This is a genomic window from Curtobacterium poinsettiae (assembly GCF_025677645.1).
GTDB classification, from domain to species: Bacteria; Actinomycetota; Actinomycetes; order Actinomycetales; family Microbacteriaceae; genus Curtobacterium; species Curtobacterium poinsettiae_A.
In genome coordinates this window covers 1771834-1788084 of the sequence record NZ_CP106879.1, presented here as the reverse complement: position 1 = coordinate 1788084, position 16251 = coordinate 1771834, and the positions used below count along the sequence as shown (strand labels likewise).

The following is a 16251-nucleotide window of genomic DNA, read 5'->3' as shown; positions in this document are numbered from 1 at the left end:
CCCGCGCCATCGGACTTCGAAGAGCCGGGTACCTGCAGAGCGACGTCCGGCCGCACGCCCAGGTCCGCTTATGCGCTTGCGCGTTGGCAACTCACCGGCTCGACGTAACCGGCTGAGACGACCACCGTCCGACAGACGATCCCTGACCGGTCGATCTACGGGACGAGGTGCTGCACGATCGAGCTGTCCGCTCCGTTGAGTCGGACTTCTGCCAGGGCGCCGTTCACGAGTGGCATTTGCGGCGGCTGGTGTCCGGTGTCGAAATCGAGGAGTACCGGCACGTGGAGGTCGCCGAGCGCACGACGCACTGCTTCGTCCTGGGCCAGTTCGGGCACAGCCGGGCCGTCGGTGCGGCCGATGAGAACACCGTTCGCATCGTCGAACCAGCCCGCGAGGCGCAGCGAGGTGAGCATCCGAAGGACTGCGATCGCGTTGGACTCGGCCGCTTCGAGGTAGACGATCGTGCCCTCCGGGGCGTACTTCCGCGCGAATCCGGGTACGTCGCCGTAGGGCGTTCCGGCGAGCAGCGACACGGTTTCAAGGCAGCCACCGACCAGGCGGCCGCGCATCGTCACGTCATGCGTTCCGTCGAGCGACCGCCATCTCGTTGGGGCTTCGTACGCGTGCTCGCGATCCAACGGCTCATCGGCCCACGCTCCCCACGGGCGGCTGCGCCGGCGAGGCGCACTGTGCTGCTCGAAGGAACCTCCTGACGGGAGCGCCGCGACCTCGGTCCACCGCTCGAACTCGTCAGGCAGCTCGTATGGCTCGTCCATGAGGTTCGCGCCGTGGATTGTTGCGAGGCCGGTCCGCGTTGTCAGGGGTAGCAGCAGTGTCGAGATGTCCGACCACCCCACGAACCACCGGCGAGCTTCGGCGAGGGCATCCCAGTCGATCTTCTCGATCAATTCGACAGCAAGCTTCCCGCCCCACGGTGGAAGGACCACGTCGGCTGACTCGAACGCAGCGTGCAGGTCCTCGGCGCGGGCAGCGGCAGACGCAGGGGTCAGACCAGCCGTGGACGCGTGCGGGCGCACATGGATCTCGAACCCGAGTGACGTGAGCGCGTCGACCGCAGCCTGCAATCGCTCGAGGAGATGCACGGGGACACCCATCGACGGCGCAGGAACCTCGACCCGCCCGCCTGGTCGGAGCGACGCTGGGTAGGTGATGCTCGCCATGCTTCGACCGTAACGGCATCCGAAGGATGTCCCGACAGCCGATTGGCAACCCGGCCTTCTGTGCACGTCAGCTCGCGCTCGATCGTTCACGGCCGCTGGGCGAGGTGTTCGAGGCATGCCCCGGCCGACAGCATGTCATCATCGCCCTCGAGCTGTGGGGGACGTCGGCCGCTGGACCCCCGCGTCTGCGCCAGATCGACTCAAGGACGTTTTGTGTGCCGCAGCGTGGCGGATGGCAGCTCGCCGAAGCGTTCCGCGTACGAGCCGGCGAACCGGCTGACGTGCAGGAAGCCCCAGCGGGCGGCGACCTCCGACACGGTGACGCTGCCCGAGGGGGCGATGATGAGGTCCTCACGGGCTCGCTCCAACCGGAGCCGGCGCAGGTACGCCATCGGCGTGGTGTCGAGGGCCCGTCGGAAGGCCTCCTGGAGGCTGCGGACGCTCGTCGAGACGGCGGACGCGAGCTCTCCGACCGTCCACGACCGCGCCGGGTCCTGGCGAAGGAGCTCGACAGCGCGTGAGACCGATCGGGCCCCGGATCCTCCCCGGGGCATGTCGAGCGCGTTCGAGTAGTTGTGCGGCTGCCCGAGCAGCAGGCTGTGCAGGAACACCTGCTCGAGGCTGCGCACCGCGAGTGGATGCGCGAGGAGGCCAGGCGTCCGCCGGGACCCCTCGTCGACGAGCCGGACGGCCTGCGACACGGCCCGGCCACCGTCGGTCGTGAGGTCGAACTGGGGCTCGAACTCGAGCGGCGTCGAGGCCGGTGCGTCCAGCAAGAGCTCCAGCTCGGTCTCCAGATCGCTGCGCGTGATCATGATGGCGACCTGCGCGAACCAGTCGCTGCAGTCGAGCTCGACCGATCGACCCGGCATGAAGACCCCGGCGGTCTGCTCGGTCCCGCGGAACCGCGGTCCCCGGGCGGCGCGCATGGTCGTGTGGGACTGAACGGGGATGTCGAGGTGGTAGTTGACGGGCTCCGCGGTGTGTATCCGGACGGCCTCGCGGAAGCGCATGTAGCCGAACGTGATCCGACCGGCCGTGAGCGCGTTCAAGTGCATGCGCAGACCCGGGACGGGTTCGGACGGGGTGACCTGCACCGGGAGGAACACCTCACTGAGCACGGCCGCGGCCTCGTCCACGGTCGTGCTGGCGGCGAGTCGATGCGAGGCGAACATCTCCGTCGCTGCCCCGGTCATGGCGCGACTCTACCGGCCGCGTCCACGTCCACGTCCACCGGACACGATCCCGCGCTGAACGACGGTGACTCCGCGCGCAACGGATGGCGTGTGCTCTTCCGCCCTGTCTACGGTCGTGTCCAGCCGGCGCGCACCCGTCGGGCTCCCGGAAACCAGAGCAGTCCAGGAGCAGCCGCGTCGAACAAGGAGGTTGACGATGACCATGCTGGAAGCCCCACGACTGCCCGACCGTTCGTCCGCGCCGCGCATCGTCACCGCGTCGGCGAGCGGCGCGGACTCGGACCGGATCCTCGTGTTCGGCGATGCGGTCTTCGCGCCCGGAGTGTCGCTGCCCGACGCCGCGCGGACGATGGCGGAGAACGTGGCTGCACGGTCCGGACGTGGTGTGGACGTCACAGCGGTGCCGTGGTCGAGCTGGTCCGGCCAGACGCTGCTCTCGGCCGGGAGCGGGATCCACGCCGCCAACTACGACGTGGTGGTGGTCTGCCTGTCCGGCAGCGTCGTCCACAGCCGCACGACGACCACCGCGGTCGTCGGTGCCGCCGAGGAAGCGCTCGTCCTGGTCGATCAGCTCCGACCGCTCCTCGCGCCGACCACGGAAATCGTGCTCGCGTTGGCGCACGAGGAGGACCAGTCCGCGCTCGTGCACGCACTGCAGCAGGCGCGACGAGATCTGGTCGTGCTCGGCGTGGACACCGACGTGGTCACGTGCACCCCACCGCTGTTCCTCGAGGTCGTGCACCTGCTGCTCGAGCAGCAACGGGCCCGCGCCGGGAGCCCGCAGTGGATCCGGTCGACGCCGCAGCGTGTGCAGGACCGGTACGACGCGATCCGTCGCCTGGGTGTCGTCGACGCGCCGGCCGACGCAGCCCTCGACCGGATGGTGCAGCAGATGACGGAACTCTTCCGCACGAGGGGGGCTGCGATCACGTTCCTGCCGCTGGGACGGCAGTGGTCCGCGGCGAGTGTGTGGTTCCCACGCGGGACGGGAGCGCTGCAGGACTCCTTCTGCCGTTCGACCGTGCTGCACTCGGGACCGACGGTCATCGAGGACGCCTGGGACCGGAACCGCCCACAGGTCGCACGGCGGGGACGGATCCGCTTCTACGCGGGCCATCCGCTGGAGGACCTGGACGGGACGAGGGTCGGGGCGGTCTGCGTGTTCGACCCTTCCCCGCGCGGGGAGGACGCCGTGGAGCTCGACCTCCTGCGCGACTTCGCGGTCCTGGCACGCAACGCCCTGTACCGGCGCTGAGACCTCCACCAGGTTCGGGTCTGGTGGAGCATGCCGCGCCGCACGGCGCGGGGTGCAAGCTCAGACGGGAGGGACGGGATCGGGTACCCCCGCCCCTCCCGTCTGAGCAATCGACTGACGACCAGAAGTCGGCCTCGGCAGGATCGTCTCGACGTCGACGTCGGAGCCGCCCTTCTCGGGTCAGCACCCAAGATCGAGCCTGCTTCGAGTCAGCGGGCCGTCGTCATCGCAGCGACGACGTGCGCCTGCGCGAGGGGATCGGTCTCCCCATCGACTGGGACCGATCACGAGCAAGGCGGTTCGAGGTCGGTCAAGGCTGGAAGACCGCCCGCACACACCCGTCGGTCTTCTCCTTGAACATGGCGTACCCCGTCGGTCCGTCGTCGAGCGGCATCACGTGCGTCGCGAGGTGCTCGGTGACGATCTCGCCGCGGGCCATCCGCTCCAGGAGCATCGGGATGTACCGCTGTCCGTGCTGCTGCGCGGACCGGATCGTGAGGCCCTTGTTCATCACCGCCCCCAGGGGGAACTTGTCGACGAAGCCCCCGAACACTCCGAGGACGAAGAGGCTCCCGCCCTTGCGCGCGGCGAAGATCGCCTCACGGACGGCGGTGGGTCTGTCGGTCTGCAGTCGCAGCTGCTGCTTCAGCTGGTCGTACGCGAAGTCGGGTCCGTCGTGGTGTGCCTCCATCCCGACCGCCTCGATGCACACGTCGGGGCCACGGCCGCCCGTGAGTTCGCGGAGCTCCGCCGTCACCTCGCTGGTCTCGTAGTTCATGGTCTCCGCGCCGATGACCTGCTCGACCTGCGTCAGCCGCTCTTGGAAGCGGTCGATCACGATCACCCGTTCGGCGCCGAGCAGCAGCGAGGCACGCGCCGCCATCTGGCCGACCCCACCCGCGCCCCACACAGCGACGACGTCGCCCGGCCGGACACCGCCGAGGTCCGCGCCCATCCATCCGGTCGGGGCGGCATCGGAGGCGAAGAGCGCCCGCTCGTCGCTGACCCCCTCGGGAACGGCAAAGGCGCCCTGGTCGGCGTACGGCACACGGATGTACTCGGCGTGGCTACCGGCCCAGCCGCCCAACGCGTGGGAGTAGCCGTAGCAGCCGCCGGGTGCCTGACCCCAGAGCATCTCGGGGATGCCAGCGTTCGGGTTGCCGTTGTCGCAGAGCGAGTAGAGCTCGTTCCGGCAGTACCAGCACTTCCCGCAGCTGATGAACGAGCAGACGACGACGCGATCTCCGACCTTGTGCTTGGTGACGGCCGATCCGACTTCGACGACCTCGCCGATGAACTCGTGACCGAGCACGTCGCCTGCCCGCATGGTCGGGACGTACCCGCCGAGGAGGTGGAGGTCGGACCCGCAGGTCGTGCTCAACGTCACCTTGATGATGGCGTCCTGAGCGTTGAGGATCTCCGGATCGTCGACGTTCTCCACAGAGAGTTCGTTCACTCCGGTCCAGCACAGCGCCTTCACAGCACACCCTCGCCCTTCGCATCGTCTTCTGCCGTGTCGACCGCAGCGCCCAGCAGGGTGCGCGGGCGTTTTCCGTGCGGTCTCGGTGTCGCACGGAGGATCTCGCCGGTCTCGAAGACCTGCTTCGCATCGCGCAGCGCTGCACGCAACGCAGCGTTCGGGTCGCCGTCGACGTCGACGTCGACCCCCTTGCGGACTCGGGCGTGGACCTCGAAGCCCTCGACTCCGGGAGCCGGGTCGATCCGGATCTCGAGCGATCCCGCCAGACGCTGCAACGGTTCGGGGTATCCATCGCGCGCGAAGTCAGAGGCGTCGCCGAGGACGGTGACAGCTTTCCACCCTTCGGGGTGTGCGCCGTCGCCGTCCGACTCGCGCTCCTTCTTGACGAGGGAGCGTGCGACGAGGCCCGCCGCGACACCTGCGACGCCGAGTCCGACTGCGGCAGCCGCTCTCCCAGCCATGATCAGCCCGCCTTCCCCGGCTTGAGGACGACCTTGGTCCACCCGTCGTCGCGGCTGTCGAAGTGCTCGTACGCCTCGGGTGCCTGGTCGAGTGGCAGCTCGTGGCTGACGATGAACGACGGCGTTGCCTTGCCCGCGGCGATGAGGTCCCGGAGCCGGCGGTTGTACTTCTTGACCGGTGCCTGTCCGGTGCCCATGGTCTGGCCCTTGAACCAGTGCAGTCCCATGTCGAAGGCGATCTGCCCCTGCTTCGCGAGTTCGCCGGGGCCGCCGGGGTCCTGCGGCACGAAGACACCGACGGTGCCGATCCGGCCGGTGAACCGCACGGACTGGACGAGGCGGTTGAGCGTGAGGTTCGGCTGCTCGTCCCCGCTGGGGTCGTGCGCCTGGTAGCCGACGCATTCGCAGCCGTTGTCGGCGCCGAGACCCATGGTCTGCTCCAGGACGGCCTGCACCGGATCCACCTTCGAGTCGTCGATCGCGATCGCACCGATGGATTCCGCCAGCCGGAGTCGGTCCGGATGCCGATCGACGACCATGACCTTGCTCGCTCCGCGGATGGTGGCCGACAGGGCGGCCATCAGGCCGACCGGGCCGGCGCCGTAGATGACGGTCTGGTCTCCCGGTTGCACTCCTGCCATCTCGGTGGCGTGGTAGCCGGTCGGGAAGATGTCGGCGAGCATCACGTAGTCGGCTGACTTCTCCTCGGCGTCCTCTCCCAGTCGGAGGCAGTTGAAGTCGCCCCATGGCACCCGCAGCAGCTCGGCCTGGCCGCCCGCCCATGGCCCCATGTCGGCGAACCCGTAGGCAGCACCGGCCCACTCCGGGACGGGTTGCGCGGTGAGGCAGTAGTTGGTCAGCCCCCGCTCGCAGTTCTTGCAGTGCCCGCACGCCACGTTGAACGGCAGGACGACGTGGTCCCCGATCTTGACCTTGTCGACGCCGTCGCCGACCTCGACCACCTCGCCCATGTTCTCGTGCCCGAACCAGCGCCCGGTCTCGAAGCTGGTGCGCCCCTCGTACATGTGGAGGTCGGATCCGCAGATGTTGGTCGTGGTGACGCGCACCAGCACGTCGGTGGGGTGCTCGATGCGCGCATCCGGGACGTCCTGCACCGTGACCTTGTGCGGCCCCTCGTAGACAACGGCTTTCATGTTCGTCTCCTCCCGTGCGGAACGTGCCCTGGTATGCGCCGCGAGCCGGTCGGCCACGCGACACCTCCATGCCACGCCCCCCGGAGCGGGGGCACCATCGGCAGACACGCCCATACGGGTTAACGCGGTCTGGACCCGTGTGCCGCGTCACCGTGCTACACCGGCGACAGACGGTTTTTGGACAACTCCTTCGATGCCCGCTGCCGATGATCGTGAGGTGATCGAACCGTGACACGCACTGCTGCACTGCGGTTCACCGAGATCGCAGCGCGCCCGGGTCCCGTTCGCGATCGGGCCCAGGCTCTGCTGGACGAGCTGCACCACCACATCCCCTTCGACGGTGCATGGATGGCGCTGACAGAGCGGGGAGGCACGGGGTACAGCGCGATCGCGAGCACGGACCTCGACGAGTCCAGCGTCCGCTATCTGAGCGGTCCCGAGATGGCGCGCGACATCGAAAGGACCGGTGCCGATCGCGCGCGGCCTCCCACCAGCCTGTCCGATCTGCCCTACTCGTCCGCAGACCTGCAGACCTGGGCGGAGTGCCTCCTCCCCGCGGGGTTCCACGAAGCATTGTCCGTCGCGCTGTTCGAGGACGGAGGTCGGCACGTGGGTTTCATGACAGTGCTGTTCCGGAGCGCGGCTCCGCCGTCGCAGACGCTTCGCCGACGACTCGCTCGACTCATGCCGAATCTCGCATCGGCTATCGACCCGGTCCGATCGCTGGCAGCATCGGCAGCCTTCGTCAGCGGAGCCGGGTCCGGTGTGGTGCTGCTTCCCGGGTACGGGGTCGCCCGCATTCCGGGCCTGTCCGATGACGCGCTCCTCGCCACCGATTCCGCACTCATCACCGCGGCCAGGGACGCCATCGACGAGGGGCACAGCTACGCCACGTTCCTGTGGCCGCGTGGGAGCCGGCAGTCGCCGGACGGTTACATGCGGGCGACGGTGCTGGCCTTCGAGCGAGATCTCATCGCGGTGGCCTGCGGGGTCGTCATGCTCTCACCCGCGGGGCACCTGAGAGGCCTGACGCCGCGGGAACTCGAGGTGCTGGGCCACGTCATCGAGGGATGCTCCAATCTGGAGATCGCCCGGGCGCTGGCGATCGCACCCCGCACGGTCGCTGCGCACCTGGAGCACATCCTGGCCAAGTTGGACGCCACGTCGCGCACGCTCGCCGCCGTGCGCGCCGAGCGCGCCGGTCTCTACCTCCCCCTCTCGCAAACCCGGCCCGGGTGAGGGCCGCGCGGTGGCATCGAAGCGCATGCGCGACAGAACGAAGAACCACCGTTCAGGAAGGAAGAGTCATGTCCCACCTTTCCATGAAGGCAGGCGTTGCCGTGATCATCGGCGGAGCGGTCGCGGCGATCGCCGCGCTCCTCGGCGTCCCCGATCTCTCACCGCTGTTGGGCTGGGCCATCGCATCAGGAGTGTTCCTCTTCTGGGCGTGGTCCGAGGCCTGGCCGGCCGATCCCGAACGGACCAGATCCCTCGCCCGCCACGAGGAGCGATCGCGGAAGCTGGTCGACGTGCTCGTCATCGCCGCCACGTTCCTCAGCCTCGTCCTCGTGATCTTCGCGCTCATCCGCAGCCAGCAGAAGGACCCCGTCGGGTCCGCGGCCGCGATCCTGGCGGTCGTCGGCGTCGTGGCGGCATGGGCGGTCATGAACACCGTGTACGCCTTCAAGTACGCGCGCATGTACTACATCGACGACCGCCACCGTTTCGACTTCGACCAGGACGAGGACCCGTCCTACAGTGACTTCGCCTACACGGCCTTCTCGATCGGGATGGCCTACAACGCGGGCAACATCACCCAGTCATCCACTCCGTCCCGCAGGGTCGCCCTGGGCCACGCGCTGCTGTCCTACTTCTTCGGAACCTTCGTCGTCGCAGTCGCCATCAACTTGATCACCGGCCTCGCCCAGGGAGGGTGAGAACGAAGACGATCGTGCCCACCAGTGGAACGGACAAGCGGGTCTACTCGACCCGAGATCGAGCTCGCATGCTCATCTTCGACGCCATCCAACGGGCTTGACGAGAAGTGACGGAGTGGCGGCGTCCGATAGGTGATGGGCTACCGGTCGATGCGTGCGAACCGATCGCGGACCAACGCGGCGGTGACTTCGGGTTGCTCGAGGTGCAGGTTGTGTCCGGCGGCGTCCAGGACGACGAAGGTTCCTCTTGGGTAGTGGTCCCGGAGTGCGACCCCGTCGTCGGAGCCGCGAAGACCGGGCAGCACATCTCGCTCGAACGCTGCGAACGCGGCCGTGTCCTGGATGACGCTGACCTCCTCGGACGCTTCTCGCGCGTCACCGGCCGCTTCGAGGACGGACGGGTCGGCGTGCAGCACCGTTCGCTCGACGACGGCACGGTCTGCGTGTGCCGAATGCACGACACCCGCGAGGGCTTACGATGTGGACGCTCGCGAGCAACCGTGCTCCGGAGGGCCGAAACCGTCCTCGAGCGACCCCGGACCCAACTCCCGGTGCGCCTCGTCGATGACGACGAGCCGAACCGGACAGCCGGTTAGAGGTCCGCCACCGGCGTCCGTTAGCCGGGCCCGTCCCGGAACGCTGTGTCCGACTCCACCGGGCCGCAACGGTCAGATGACTCGTGTCGCACACAGGTGGTCCGCTGAACGTCGCAGTGAGGCAGCCCTGTACGCACGACCCAACGACAGCCACGGGAACGAAGAAGCCCACCGATATCCTCGGTGGGCATCCGTCGTGGTGTCCGACACGCTTCGGTCGGGCTGACAGGATTTGAACCTGCGACCCCTTGACCCCCAGTCAAGTGCGCTACCAAGCTGCGCCACAGCCCGCGAGTTCCGGAGAACTCAGGATCCCGGAGGATCCTCGCCCACGTCCGACCGGAGCGCGAGCGACCGGTCCAGCATAGCGGACGTCAGACCCCCTCCGTGCCACGGCGAGTCGCACCGAACGAGCACCGAACGAGCGGAGAAGGCGAACGCGCATGCGCGCTCAGCCCGGCCGCACCACCTCGCGCCGCGCCCCCAACCACGGCAACCCGAGCCCGACGAGCAACCCACCGGACCCATCGGCCGCCAGGTCCCCGATCGTGTCGTCGTACCCGACGAAGATCTTCGAGTCGACGAAGTTGTGCCCGAGCCACTCCCCCATCTCCCAGACGGCCCCGACCGCGAGTCCCGCACACAGCGCGAGCACCGCGACGACCACCCGGCGCTCGGCGTGCGGCGCCGGCACCGCCCGCAGGTCGGCACCGATGACGTAGAGCACCGCCGCGAGCAGCCCCGTCAGCACGACGTGCATGAACTTGTCCCACAGGAAGACCGTCGTGTACCACTCGAGCACGCTCGACCACCCGGCGAGGAGCACGAGCACGCACACCGCCACGTCGAACGCCGGCCGCAGCCCGAGCATCCGCGGCACGACGACCCCGAGCAGCGCCAGCGCCATCACCGGGAACGCCGTTCCGCCCCACCCGACGCTTGCCACGACGACGCTCACGAGCGTCACGGCCCGCACCACGTCGGCCACGAGGAACCGTGGCCGCAGGAACGTCGGCCCGAGCGTGGCGATCACGACGCCCACCGCACGACCGCGTGCACGGCGGCGTGGTCGGACGGCCACACGCCGCCCGGCCGCCGCACGTCGACCGCGACGCGGTCCACCTCTGCCTCGGACGTCACGAGCACCCCGTCGATCCGTCGGCCACCGACGCGCGGACTCCCGTAGTGCGGGTACGTCCCGTAGGGCTCGCCCACCCGCCTGGAGGCCCGCCCCCAGCTGTCCTCGACCCCCGCCTCCGCCAGGGCTCGCCATGGTGCGGAACCGGCGGGGCTGTTCCAGTCGGCCATGACCACGGCGGGCAGGCCGCGCTGCCGGACGATCCGGCCGAGCAGTTCGGCGGACCGGAGTCGGGCCCACGGCGAGGCGACGTCGAGGTGCGTGGCGATGGCCAGGAACCGGACGCCGGTCGCGCGGTCGTCGACGACGGCACCGACGGCGTGCCGAGGGAAGGACGTGACCCACGATCGCGAGCCGGGGCGGTGGGGCGTGCGGGAGAGCGCCCAGGTGCGGCGCTCGACGACGTCGAGCCGGGAGCGGTCCAGGAAGAGCCCGACCTGTTCGCCTCCGCCGCGCGCTCCCCGTCCGGCCAGGACGGGCTCCCAACCCGACCCGAGGCCGGACGTCAGGTCGTCGGCCTGCGCGGGGAGGGCCTCCTGGACGGCGAGGACGGTGGGCGCTTCGGACGTGACGAGCGCGAGCACGGCCTCTCGGCGACGCTCCCAGGCGTCCAGGTGCGTGGGCGGTCGCGGTACGCGGCGACGCACGTTGAGCGTCATGCAGTGCACCTCGGGCGACCGGACCGGTCCGATGAGCGGGCGGTCGTCGGGGTGGTGGGGCATGCCTCCCTTCTACGAGACGACACCCGTCGGATTCCCAGGGACCTCTCCGTCTGGCTCGTATGGTGGCTCGATGCGTTCTCGTTCCACCCCTCGTCTCCTGGTCGCGATCGCGGTCTCCGGGCTGCTGCTCGGAGCCGCCGGGTGCACGTCGAGCGGACCGGACACGAGCCGCCCGACCCTGGCGAAGGCCTCGGCCGCCACCGTCACGGTTGCCGACGCTGCGGACGCCGCAGCCCGGTCCGTCCGCGTCAGCAAGGCCCTGTTCGCGCGTGCTCCGGGAGCGGTCGTCGCCCGGGCCGGCGACACCGACGGGATCCGCGATGCGGCCGAGGCTGCGGCGAGCGCCCACGTCCCGGTGCTGCTGACCGCGAAGAACACGAGCGCTGCCGTCGCCCGCGAGCTCGACCGGCTCGGTGCCGACTGGTACCAGGCCGAGGGCGATGTGTCGGTCGACACGGACGTCGAACAGCGGCAGGCGCCGGACGGCGGTGACGCGCCGGAGTCGACCCGGGCCTCCCGGCAGGCGACCGTGGTGGTGGCGGACGCGAGTGCGGACGCTGCTGCCGTGGCGACGGCGAAGGCCGCCGGCGCGAAGGTCGTCACCATGCCGGAGGGCGTGACCGATCCGGCTGCCGCACCCGACGTGGTGACGGCGCTGCACGAGCGGGCGGAGCACCCGACCGTCCTGGTCGGCGCGGCGTTCGACGCCCTGCCGGATCCGGAGTGGACGGTCCGGGCGGCCGAGGGCGGCTTCCAGCTGCGGAACGGCGGGCAGCGGCCGTTCGACGGGCACCGGTACGTGGCGCTGTACGGGGCTCCCGGGGCGCCGGCGCTGGGCGTGCTCGGCGAGCAGGGGCCGAAGGAGACCGTGCAGCGGGCCGAGCAGGTCGCGAAGCCGTACCGGGCCGAGTCCGACGAGCTCGTGACGCCCGCGATGGAGGTCATCGCGACCGTCGCCGCCGGGGACGCCGGCGCTGACGGCGACTACTCGACCGAGTTGCCGGTCTCGACCCTCGAACCCTACGTCGACGCCGCGCACGAGGCGGACATGCCGGTCATCATCGACCTGCAGCCGGGGCGGTCGGACTTCCTGTCGCAGGCCAAGCAGTACGAGTCACTGCTGAAGAAGCCCGGCGTCTGGCTGGCGCTCGACCCGGAGTGGCGGCTGACGAAGGACCAGGTGCCCCTCGAGCAGATCGGCAGCGTGTCGGCGTCCGAGGTGAACGAGGTGTCCTCGTGGCTGGCCTCGCTCGTGCGCGAGGAAGGGCTGCCGCCGAAGGCCCTGGTACTGCACCAGTTCCGGCTGTCGATGATCCAGGACCGTGCCGCGCTCAAGACCCACCCGGAACTCGACATGCTCGTGCACGTCGACGGGCAGGGATCGCAGCCCGACAAGCAGGCGACCTGGAAGGCGCTGCACCAGGGCGCACCGGAGGGGCTGCACTGGGGCTGGAAGAACTTCTACGACGAGGACACGCCCATGCTGACACCCGCGCAGACCATGCAGGACGTGCAGCCGACGCCGTCGTTGGTCACGTACCAGTAGGCGCGCCCCGTCGCGTTCTCCACAGATCGGAGGCTCGGGTCGGGTTTCGTCGGTCGGTGCTGACAGCATGGGGGCATGGACACCCCCACCGCCGCTCCGTCCGTCGTCTCGCCTTCTGCGGACATCGCCGCCGAGGCGCAGCAGGCGCTCGCAGCGCTCACGGGTCGCCCCGACGCGGTGTTCCACCCCGGCCAGCTCGAGGCCATCTCCGCGCTGGTCGAGCACCGGCAGCGCGCCCTGGTCGTGCAGCGCACCGGGTGGGGCAAGTCCGCGGTGTACTTCCTCGCGACGCTGCTGCTGCGCCGACGCGGGGGCGGTCCGACGGTGCTCGTCTCGCCGCTGCTCGCCCTGATGCGCGACCAGGTCGCCGCCGCCGCGAGGGCCGGTGTCCGTGCAGTGTCGATCAACTCCGCGAACGCCCACGAGTGGGGCGAGACCCAGGCAGCCCTCGCCCGTGACGAGGTCGACGTGCTCCTCGTCTCCCCCGAGCGCCTGAACAACCCGAAGTTCCGCGACGAGCAGATGCCGACCCTGATCGCCCGGATGGGCATGCTCGTGGTCGACGAAGCGCACTGCATCTCGGACTGGGGCCACGACTTCCGGCCGGACTACCGCCGACTGGCCGAGCTCATCCGGTCGCTCCCCCACGGCGTCCCCGTCCTGGCGACCACCGCGACGGCGAACGAGCGCGTGGTCGAGGACGTCGCCGAACAGCTCACCGCCGGCCCGGCCGACCCGGTGTTCACGATCCGCGGGTCCCTGGCCCGCAAGTCCCTGCGCCTCGGCGTGCTCACGCTGCCCGATGCCCGGCAGCGGCTCGGGTGGCTCCTCGCCCACCTCGGCGACCTGCCCGGCAGCGGCATCATCTACACGCTCACCGTTTCGGCGGCCGAGGACATCGCCCGGCTGCTGCGCGACAACGGGTACGCCGTCCGCGCCTACACGGGGCGCACCGACACCGACGAGCGCGAACAGCTCGAACAGCAGCTCAAGGGCAACGAGCTCAAGGCCCTGGTCGCCACGAGTGCGCTCGGCATGGGGTTCGACAAGCCCGACCTCGGGTTCGTCGTGCACGTCGGGGCTCCATCGTCGCCCGTCGCCTACTACCAGCAGATCGGTCGTGCCGGTCGTGCGACCGACAACGCCGACGTCCTGCTCCTGCCCGGGCGGGAGGACCGCGAGATCTGGCAGTACTTCGCCAGCGCCTCGATGCCGACCGAGGCCCGCGCCGCCGCCGTGCTCGGCGCCCTGTCCACCGACACCGCGATGTCGACCGTGGCGCTCGAGGGCCTGGTCGACATCAAGCGCTCCACCCTCGAACTCCTGCTCAAGGTGCTCGACGTCGACGGCGCCGTCCGCCGCGTCACCGGCGGCTGGGTGTCGACCGGGCAGCCGTGGGAGTACGACGCGCCCCGGTACGAGCGGGTCGCCGCGGCCCGCGCTGCCGAGGCCGCGTCGATGCTCGACTACGAGTCCACCTCGGCCTGCCGCATGCAGCTGCTGCAGCAGGACCTCGACGACCCCTCGGCAGAGCCCTGCGGCCGGTGCGACAACTGCGCCGGTGCCTGGTTCCCGACCGCCGTCTCCGACACCGACTCGTCCGGAGCCGCGGCCGCGCTCGACAAGGTCGGCGTCGAGATCGCCCCGCGTGCCCAGTGGCCCTCGGGGATGTCGTCGCTCGGGGTCTCGGTACGGGGCAAGATCGGCCCGGACGAGCTCGTGCAACCCGGACGTGCGGTGGCGCGTCTGACCGACCTCGGCTGGGGTGGCCCCCTGCGTGCGCTGTTCTCGCCGTCCACCCCCGATGCCCCGATCTCGCGCGAGCTCGTCGACGGTTGTGTCCGGGCACTCAAGGACTGGCCGTGGGAGACCCGGCCGACCGGCGTCGTCGCGATGTCATCGCGGTCACGGCCCGAGCTCGTGGGGTCCCTCGCCCAGGCGCTGTCCACCATCGGGCGGCTGCAGTTCCTCGGCACGCTCGGGCGGAACGGCGGGACTCCCCGCGGGGACGGTGCGACGAACAGCGCCTACCGGTTGTCCGGCGTGTGGGACACCTTCGTGGTCGATCCGTCGCTCGCCGCCGCCCTGCAGGCGCACGAGGGCCCGGTGCTGCTCGTCGACGACCTGGTCGACAGCCGGTGGACGATGACCGTCGCCGGCCGGGAGCTCCGGCGCGCCGGTGCGTCCGCCGTGCTCCCGTTCGCCCTGGCCACGGTCGCGTAGGCCGGGTCGCATCGACCTCGCACCACTCCTGCGACAGTCCACGTGTCGATCGACGCGTGGGTTGTCGCAGACCCGGGCCGACCGCGCGAGCGCTACCGCCGCGCGGGCTTCGGGAACGTGGTCCGCATGTGGTCGCTCGTCAGCACGTCGCCGATCCCGACCATGAGCACCGAGAACAGGATCTGCTCGATGACCATCCAGAACGGGTAGAGACCGGGGATCGCCGCGACGATCAGCGTCACGATCGGGAAGATCCGGCTGAACAACCGCAGCCGCTGGTACGCCCAGTAGTACCCGAGCTGTGCCCGCCAGGCGAACACGTAGAGCGTCAGGGTGATGAGCAGCACCACGGTGGACCGGAACCACACCGCCCACGACAGGGACTCCCCCGCGTTGGTCAGCAGCACGGCGACCACGATGGCGGTGAGGCCGACGACGGTCTCCGCGACGAGCAGCCACCGGATCCACCGGAACGAGCGCACCGTGTCAGGGTGTTCGAGCATGTCCTCGCGGATCACGTACCCGGACTGCCGACCTCCGGCCAACCGGTCGAGCCGCAGGCGGCACCACACGCGGTCGGCGAGCACACCGAGTCCGTCGTTCTGCTGCGTCACCAGTACATCGTGCCCCATCCCGAGGCCGGCAGCGGACGTGGCCCCGGGCGGGGACGGCTCAGTCCGACGGGACGAGTGCCGCGCCACCCAGCACGGTGCCGGTGTCGGCGTCGAGCAGGACCAGGGACCGGACCTCGTCGGGCAGTGACCACGGTTCGCCGAGCACGACGGTCAGCCCCTGTTCGACCCCGGCGGCCTGGAACAGGTCGTAGGACTCGCCGGCGGGCGTCCACACCGGCTTCGCGCCGCCGCGCACCGTCCCCGCGGACAGTACGACGTCGACCGGGCCGTCCCCGCCGGTCTCCAGGTGGTCGATCTCCACAGCGAGGGTCTCGTCGCCCGTGTTCCCGGCGATCCGGACGTGCCCGGAGGCCGCGGCCCCGATGCCGACGATGTCGCCGGAGACCGGTGGGACGCGGCGCCACCACGGATCGATGGGCGAACCGTCGACCGGACGGACGGGTTGGGGCTCGATCGGTTCCTCGAGGCCGTTGGACGGCGGCAGTCGGACGTCGGGCGACCGCGCCGGCTCGGAGGGCACGGGGTCGGCACGGGTGACCGAGTCGCCGTCGTCCGGTGCGTGCGCGATCGTCCGCAGGGACACCGAGCCCACGACGACCACACCGACGACGACGCCCACCAGGGCGGACCGACGTCGGTCCGCTGCCCACGGCCTGGTACGCACGTCCCCATGATGCCGCACCGGCGCGCCGGACCGCCCGCGGGCCTCCAGGCCGAACGCCGACCA

General features: G+C 70.3%; 15 protein-coding genes and 1 tRNA gene. 5 read left to right on the top strand and 11 right to left on the bottom strand.

Features of this window, described 5'->3' with window-relative positions; genetic code table 11:
- Positions 1–155: 155 nt before the first annotated feature.
- Positions 156–1181, bottom strand: a complete 1026-nt coding sequence (locus OE229_RS08685) for a S66 family peptidase (RefSeq protein WP_262137445.1) — start codon at positions 1179–1181, stop codon at positions 156–158.
- A 200-nt stretch (positions 1182–1381) separates the two neighbouring features.
- Complete coding sequence (locus OE229_RS08680) at positions 1382–2377, bottom strand: AraC family transcriptional regulator (protein WP_259581190.1); 996 nt, start codon at positions 2375–2377, stop codon at positions 1382–1384.
- A 196-nt stretch (positions 2378–2573) separates the two neighbouring features.
- On the opposite strand from OE229_RS08680, the gene OE229_RS08675 reads away from it, so the two are divergent.
- Positions 2574–3632, top strand: a complete 1059-nt coding sequence (locus OE229_RS08675) for a GAF domain-containing protein (RefSeq protein ID WP_262137443.1) — start codon at positions 2574–2576, stop codon at positions 3630–3632.
- A gap of 310 nt (positions 3633–3942) precedes the next feature.
- On the opposite strand, the gene OE229_RS08670 is transcribed toward OE229_RS08675, so the two are convergent.
- The 3 genes from OE229_RS08670 to OE229_RS08660 are packed head-to-tail and all read right to left on the bottom strand — an operon-like array spanning position 3943 to position 6727.
- On the bottom strand, positions 3943–5073 hold the full coding sequence (locus tag OE229_RS08670) for a zinc-dependent alcohol dehydrogenase (protein WP_369010594.1): 1131 nt from the start codon (positions 5071–5073) through the stop codon (positions 3943–3945).
- A 35-nt stretch (positions 5074–5108) separates the two neighbouring features.
- The gene (locus OE229_RS08665; protein WP_182065974.1) at positions 5109–5573 is read right to left on the bottom strand and encodes a hypothetical protein; all 465 of its coding nucleotides are present in this window, start codon (positions 5571–5573) and stop codon (positions 5109–5111) included.
- A 2-nt stretch (positions 5574–5575) separates the two neighbouring features.
- Positions 5576–6727, bottom strand: coding sequence for a glutathione-independent formaldehyde dehydrogenase (locus tag OE229_RS08660; protein ID WP_182065973.1), 1152 nt, complete (start codon positions 6725–6727; stop codon positions 5576–5578).
- Positions 6728–6955: 228 nt separating this feature from the next.
- On the opposite strand from OE229_RS08660, the gene OE229_RS08655 reads away from it, so the two are divergent.
- Both OE229_RS08655 and OE229_RS08650 read left to right on the top strand, forming a co-directional pair.
- Positions 6956–7966 (top strand): helix-turn-helix transcriptional regulator, encoded by a 1011-nt coding sequence (locus OE229_RS08655; protein ID WP_262137442.1) that lies wholly within the window; start codon positions 6956–6958, stop codon positions 7964–7966.
- 68 nt (positions 7967–8034) lie between these two features.
- A complete protein-coding gene (locus tag OE229_RS08650) occupies positions 8035–8664 on the top strand; it encodes a DUF1345 domain-containing protein (RefSeq protein WP_182065971.1) in 630 nt (209 codons plus the stop codon).
- A 140-nt stretch (positions 8665–8804) separates the two neighbouring features.
- Here OE229_RS08650 and OE229_RS08645 read toward each other — a convergent pair whose 3' ends face one another.
- The 4 genes from OE229_RS08645 to OE229_RS08630 form a co-directional block, all read right to left on the bottom strand.
- Positions 8805–9122, bottom strand: a complete 318-nt coding sequence (locus tag OE229_RS08645; RefSeq protein WP_262137440.1) for an alpha/beta fold hydrolase — start codon at positions 9120–9122, stop codon at positions 8805–8807.
- A gap of 355 nt (positions 9123–9477) precedes the next feature.
- A tRNA-Pro gene (locus tag OE229_RS08640) sits at positions 9478–9551 on the bottom strand.
- Between the two features lie 160 nt (positions 9552–9711).
- On the bottom strand, positions 9712–10293 hold the full coding sequence (locus OE229_RS08635; protein WP_262137439.1) for a hypothetical protein: 582 nt from the start codon (positions 10291–10293) through the stop codon (positions 9712–9714).
- Positions 10290–11120 (bottom strand): endonuclease/exonuclease/phosphatase family protein, encoded by an 831-nt coding sequence (locus OE229_RS08630; RefSeq protein WP_262137437.1) that lies wholly within the window; start codon positions 11118–11120, stop codon positions 10290–10292. The genes OE229_RS08635 and OE229_RS08630 overlap by 4 nt, the downstream gene beginning before the upstream one ends.
- A 70-nt stretch (positions 11121–11190) precedes the next feature.
- Between OE229_RS08630 and OE229_RS08625 the strand changes: the two genes are divergently transcribed.
- The gene (locus OE229_RS08625) at positions 11191–12666 is read left to right on the top strand and encodes a hypothetical protein (RefSeq protein ID WP_262137435.1); all 1476 of its coding nucleotides are present in this window, start codon (positions 11191–11193) and stop codon (positions 12664–12666) included.
- A gap of 75 nt (positions 12667–12741) precedes the next feature.
- On the top strand, positions 12742–14889 hold the full coding sequence (locus OE229_RS08620; RefSeq protein WP_262137434.1) for a RecQ family ATP-dependent DNA helicase: 2148 nt from the start codon (positions 12742–12744) through the stop codon (positions 14887–14889).
- 92 nt (positions 14890–14981) lie between these two features.
- Here the strand turns inward: OE229_RS08620 and OE229_RS08615 are convergent, their stop codons facing one another.
- Both OE229_RS08615 and OE229_RS08610 read right to left on the bottom strand, forming a co-directional pair.
- The gene (locus OE229_RS08615) at positions 14982–15503 is read right to left on the bottom strand and encodes a hypothetical protein (protein ID WP_259581168.1); all 522 of its coding nucleotides are present in this window, start codon (positions 15501–15503) and stop codon (positions 14982–14984) included.
- A 58-nt stretch (positions 15504–15561) separates the two neighbouring features.
- Positions 15562–16188 (bottom strand): hypothetical protein, encoded by a 627-nt coding sequence (locus OE229_RS08610; RefSeq protein ID WP_262137432.1) that lies wholly within the window; start codon positions 16186–16188, stop codon positions 15562–15564.
- Positions 16189–16251: the final 63 nt, after the last annotated feature.

Bases quoted from the DNA above. Each gene is read 5' to 3' on its own strand.
- OE229_RS08685 (WP_262137445.1), bottom strand. From the start codon at position 1,181: ATGGCGAGCATCACCTACCCAGCGTCGCTCCGACCAGGCGGGCGGGTC.
- OE229_RS08680 (WP_259581190.1), bottom strand. From the start codon at position 2,377: ATGACCGGGGCAGCGACGGAGATGTTCGCCTCGCATCGACTCGCCGCC.
- OE229_RS08675 (WP_262137443.1), top strand. From the start codon at position 2,574: ATGACCATGCTGGAAGCCCCACGACTGCCCGACCGTTCGTCCGCGCCG.
- OE229_RS08665 (WP_182065974.1), bottom strand. From the start codon at position 5,573: ATGGCTGGGAGAGCGGCTGCCGCAGTCGGACTCGGCGTCGCAGGTGTC.
- OE229_RS08660 (WP_182065973.1), bottom strand. From the start codon at position 6,727: ATGAAAGCCGTTGTCTACGAGGGGCCGCACAAGGTCACGGTGCAGGAC.
- OE229_RS08650 (WP_182065971.1), top strand. From the start codon at position 8,035: ATGTCCCACCTTTCCATGAAGGCAGGCGTTGCCGTGATCATCGGCGGA.
- OE229_RS08630 (WP_262137437.1), bottom strand. From the start codon at position 11,120: ATGCCCCACCACCCCGACGACCGCCCGCTCATCGGACCGGTCCGGTCG.
- OE229_RS08625 (WP_262137435.1), top strand. From the start codon at position 11,191: ATGCGTTCTCGTTCCACCCCTCGTCTCCTGGTCGCGATCGCGGTCTCC.
- OE229_RS08620 (WP_262137434.1), top strand. From the start codon at position 12,742: ATGGACACCCCCACCGCCGCTCCGTCCGTCGTCTCGCCTTCTGCGGAC.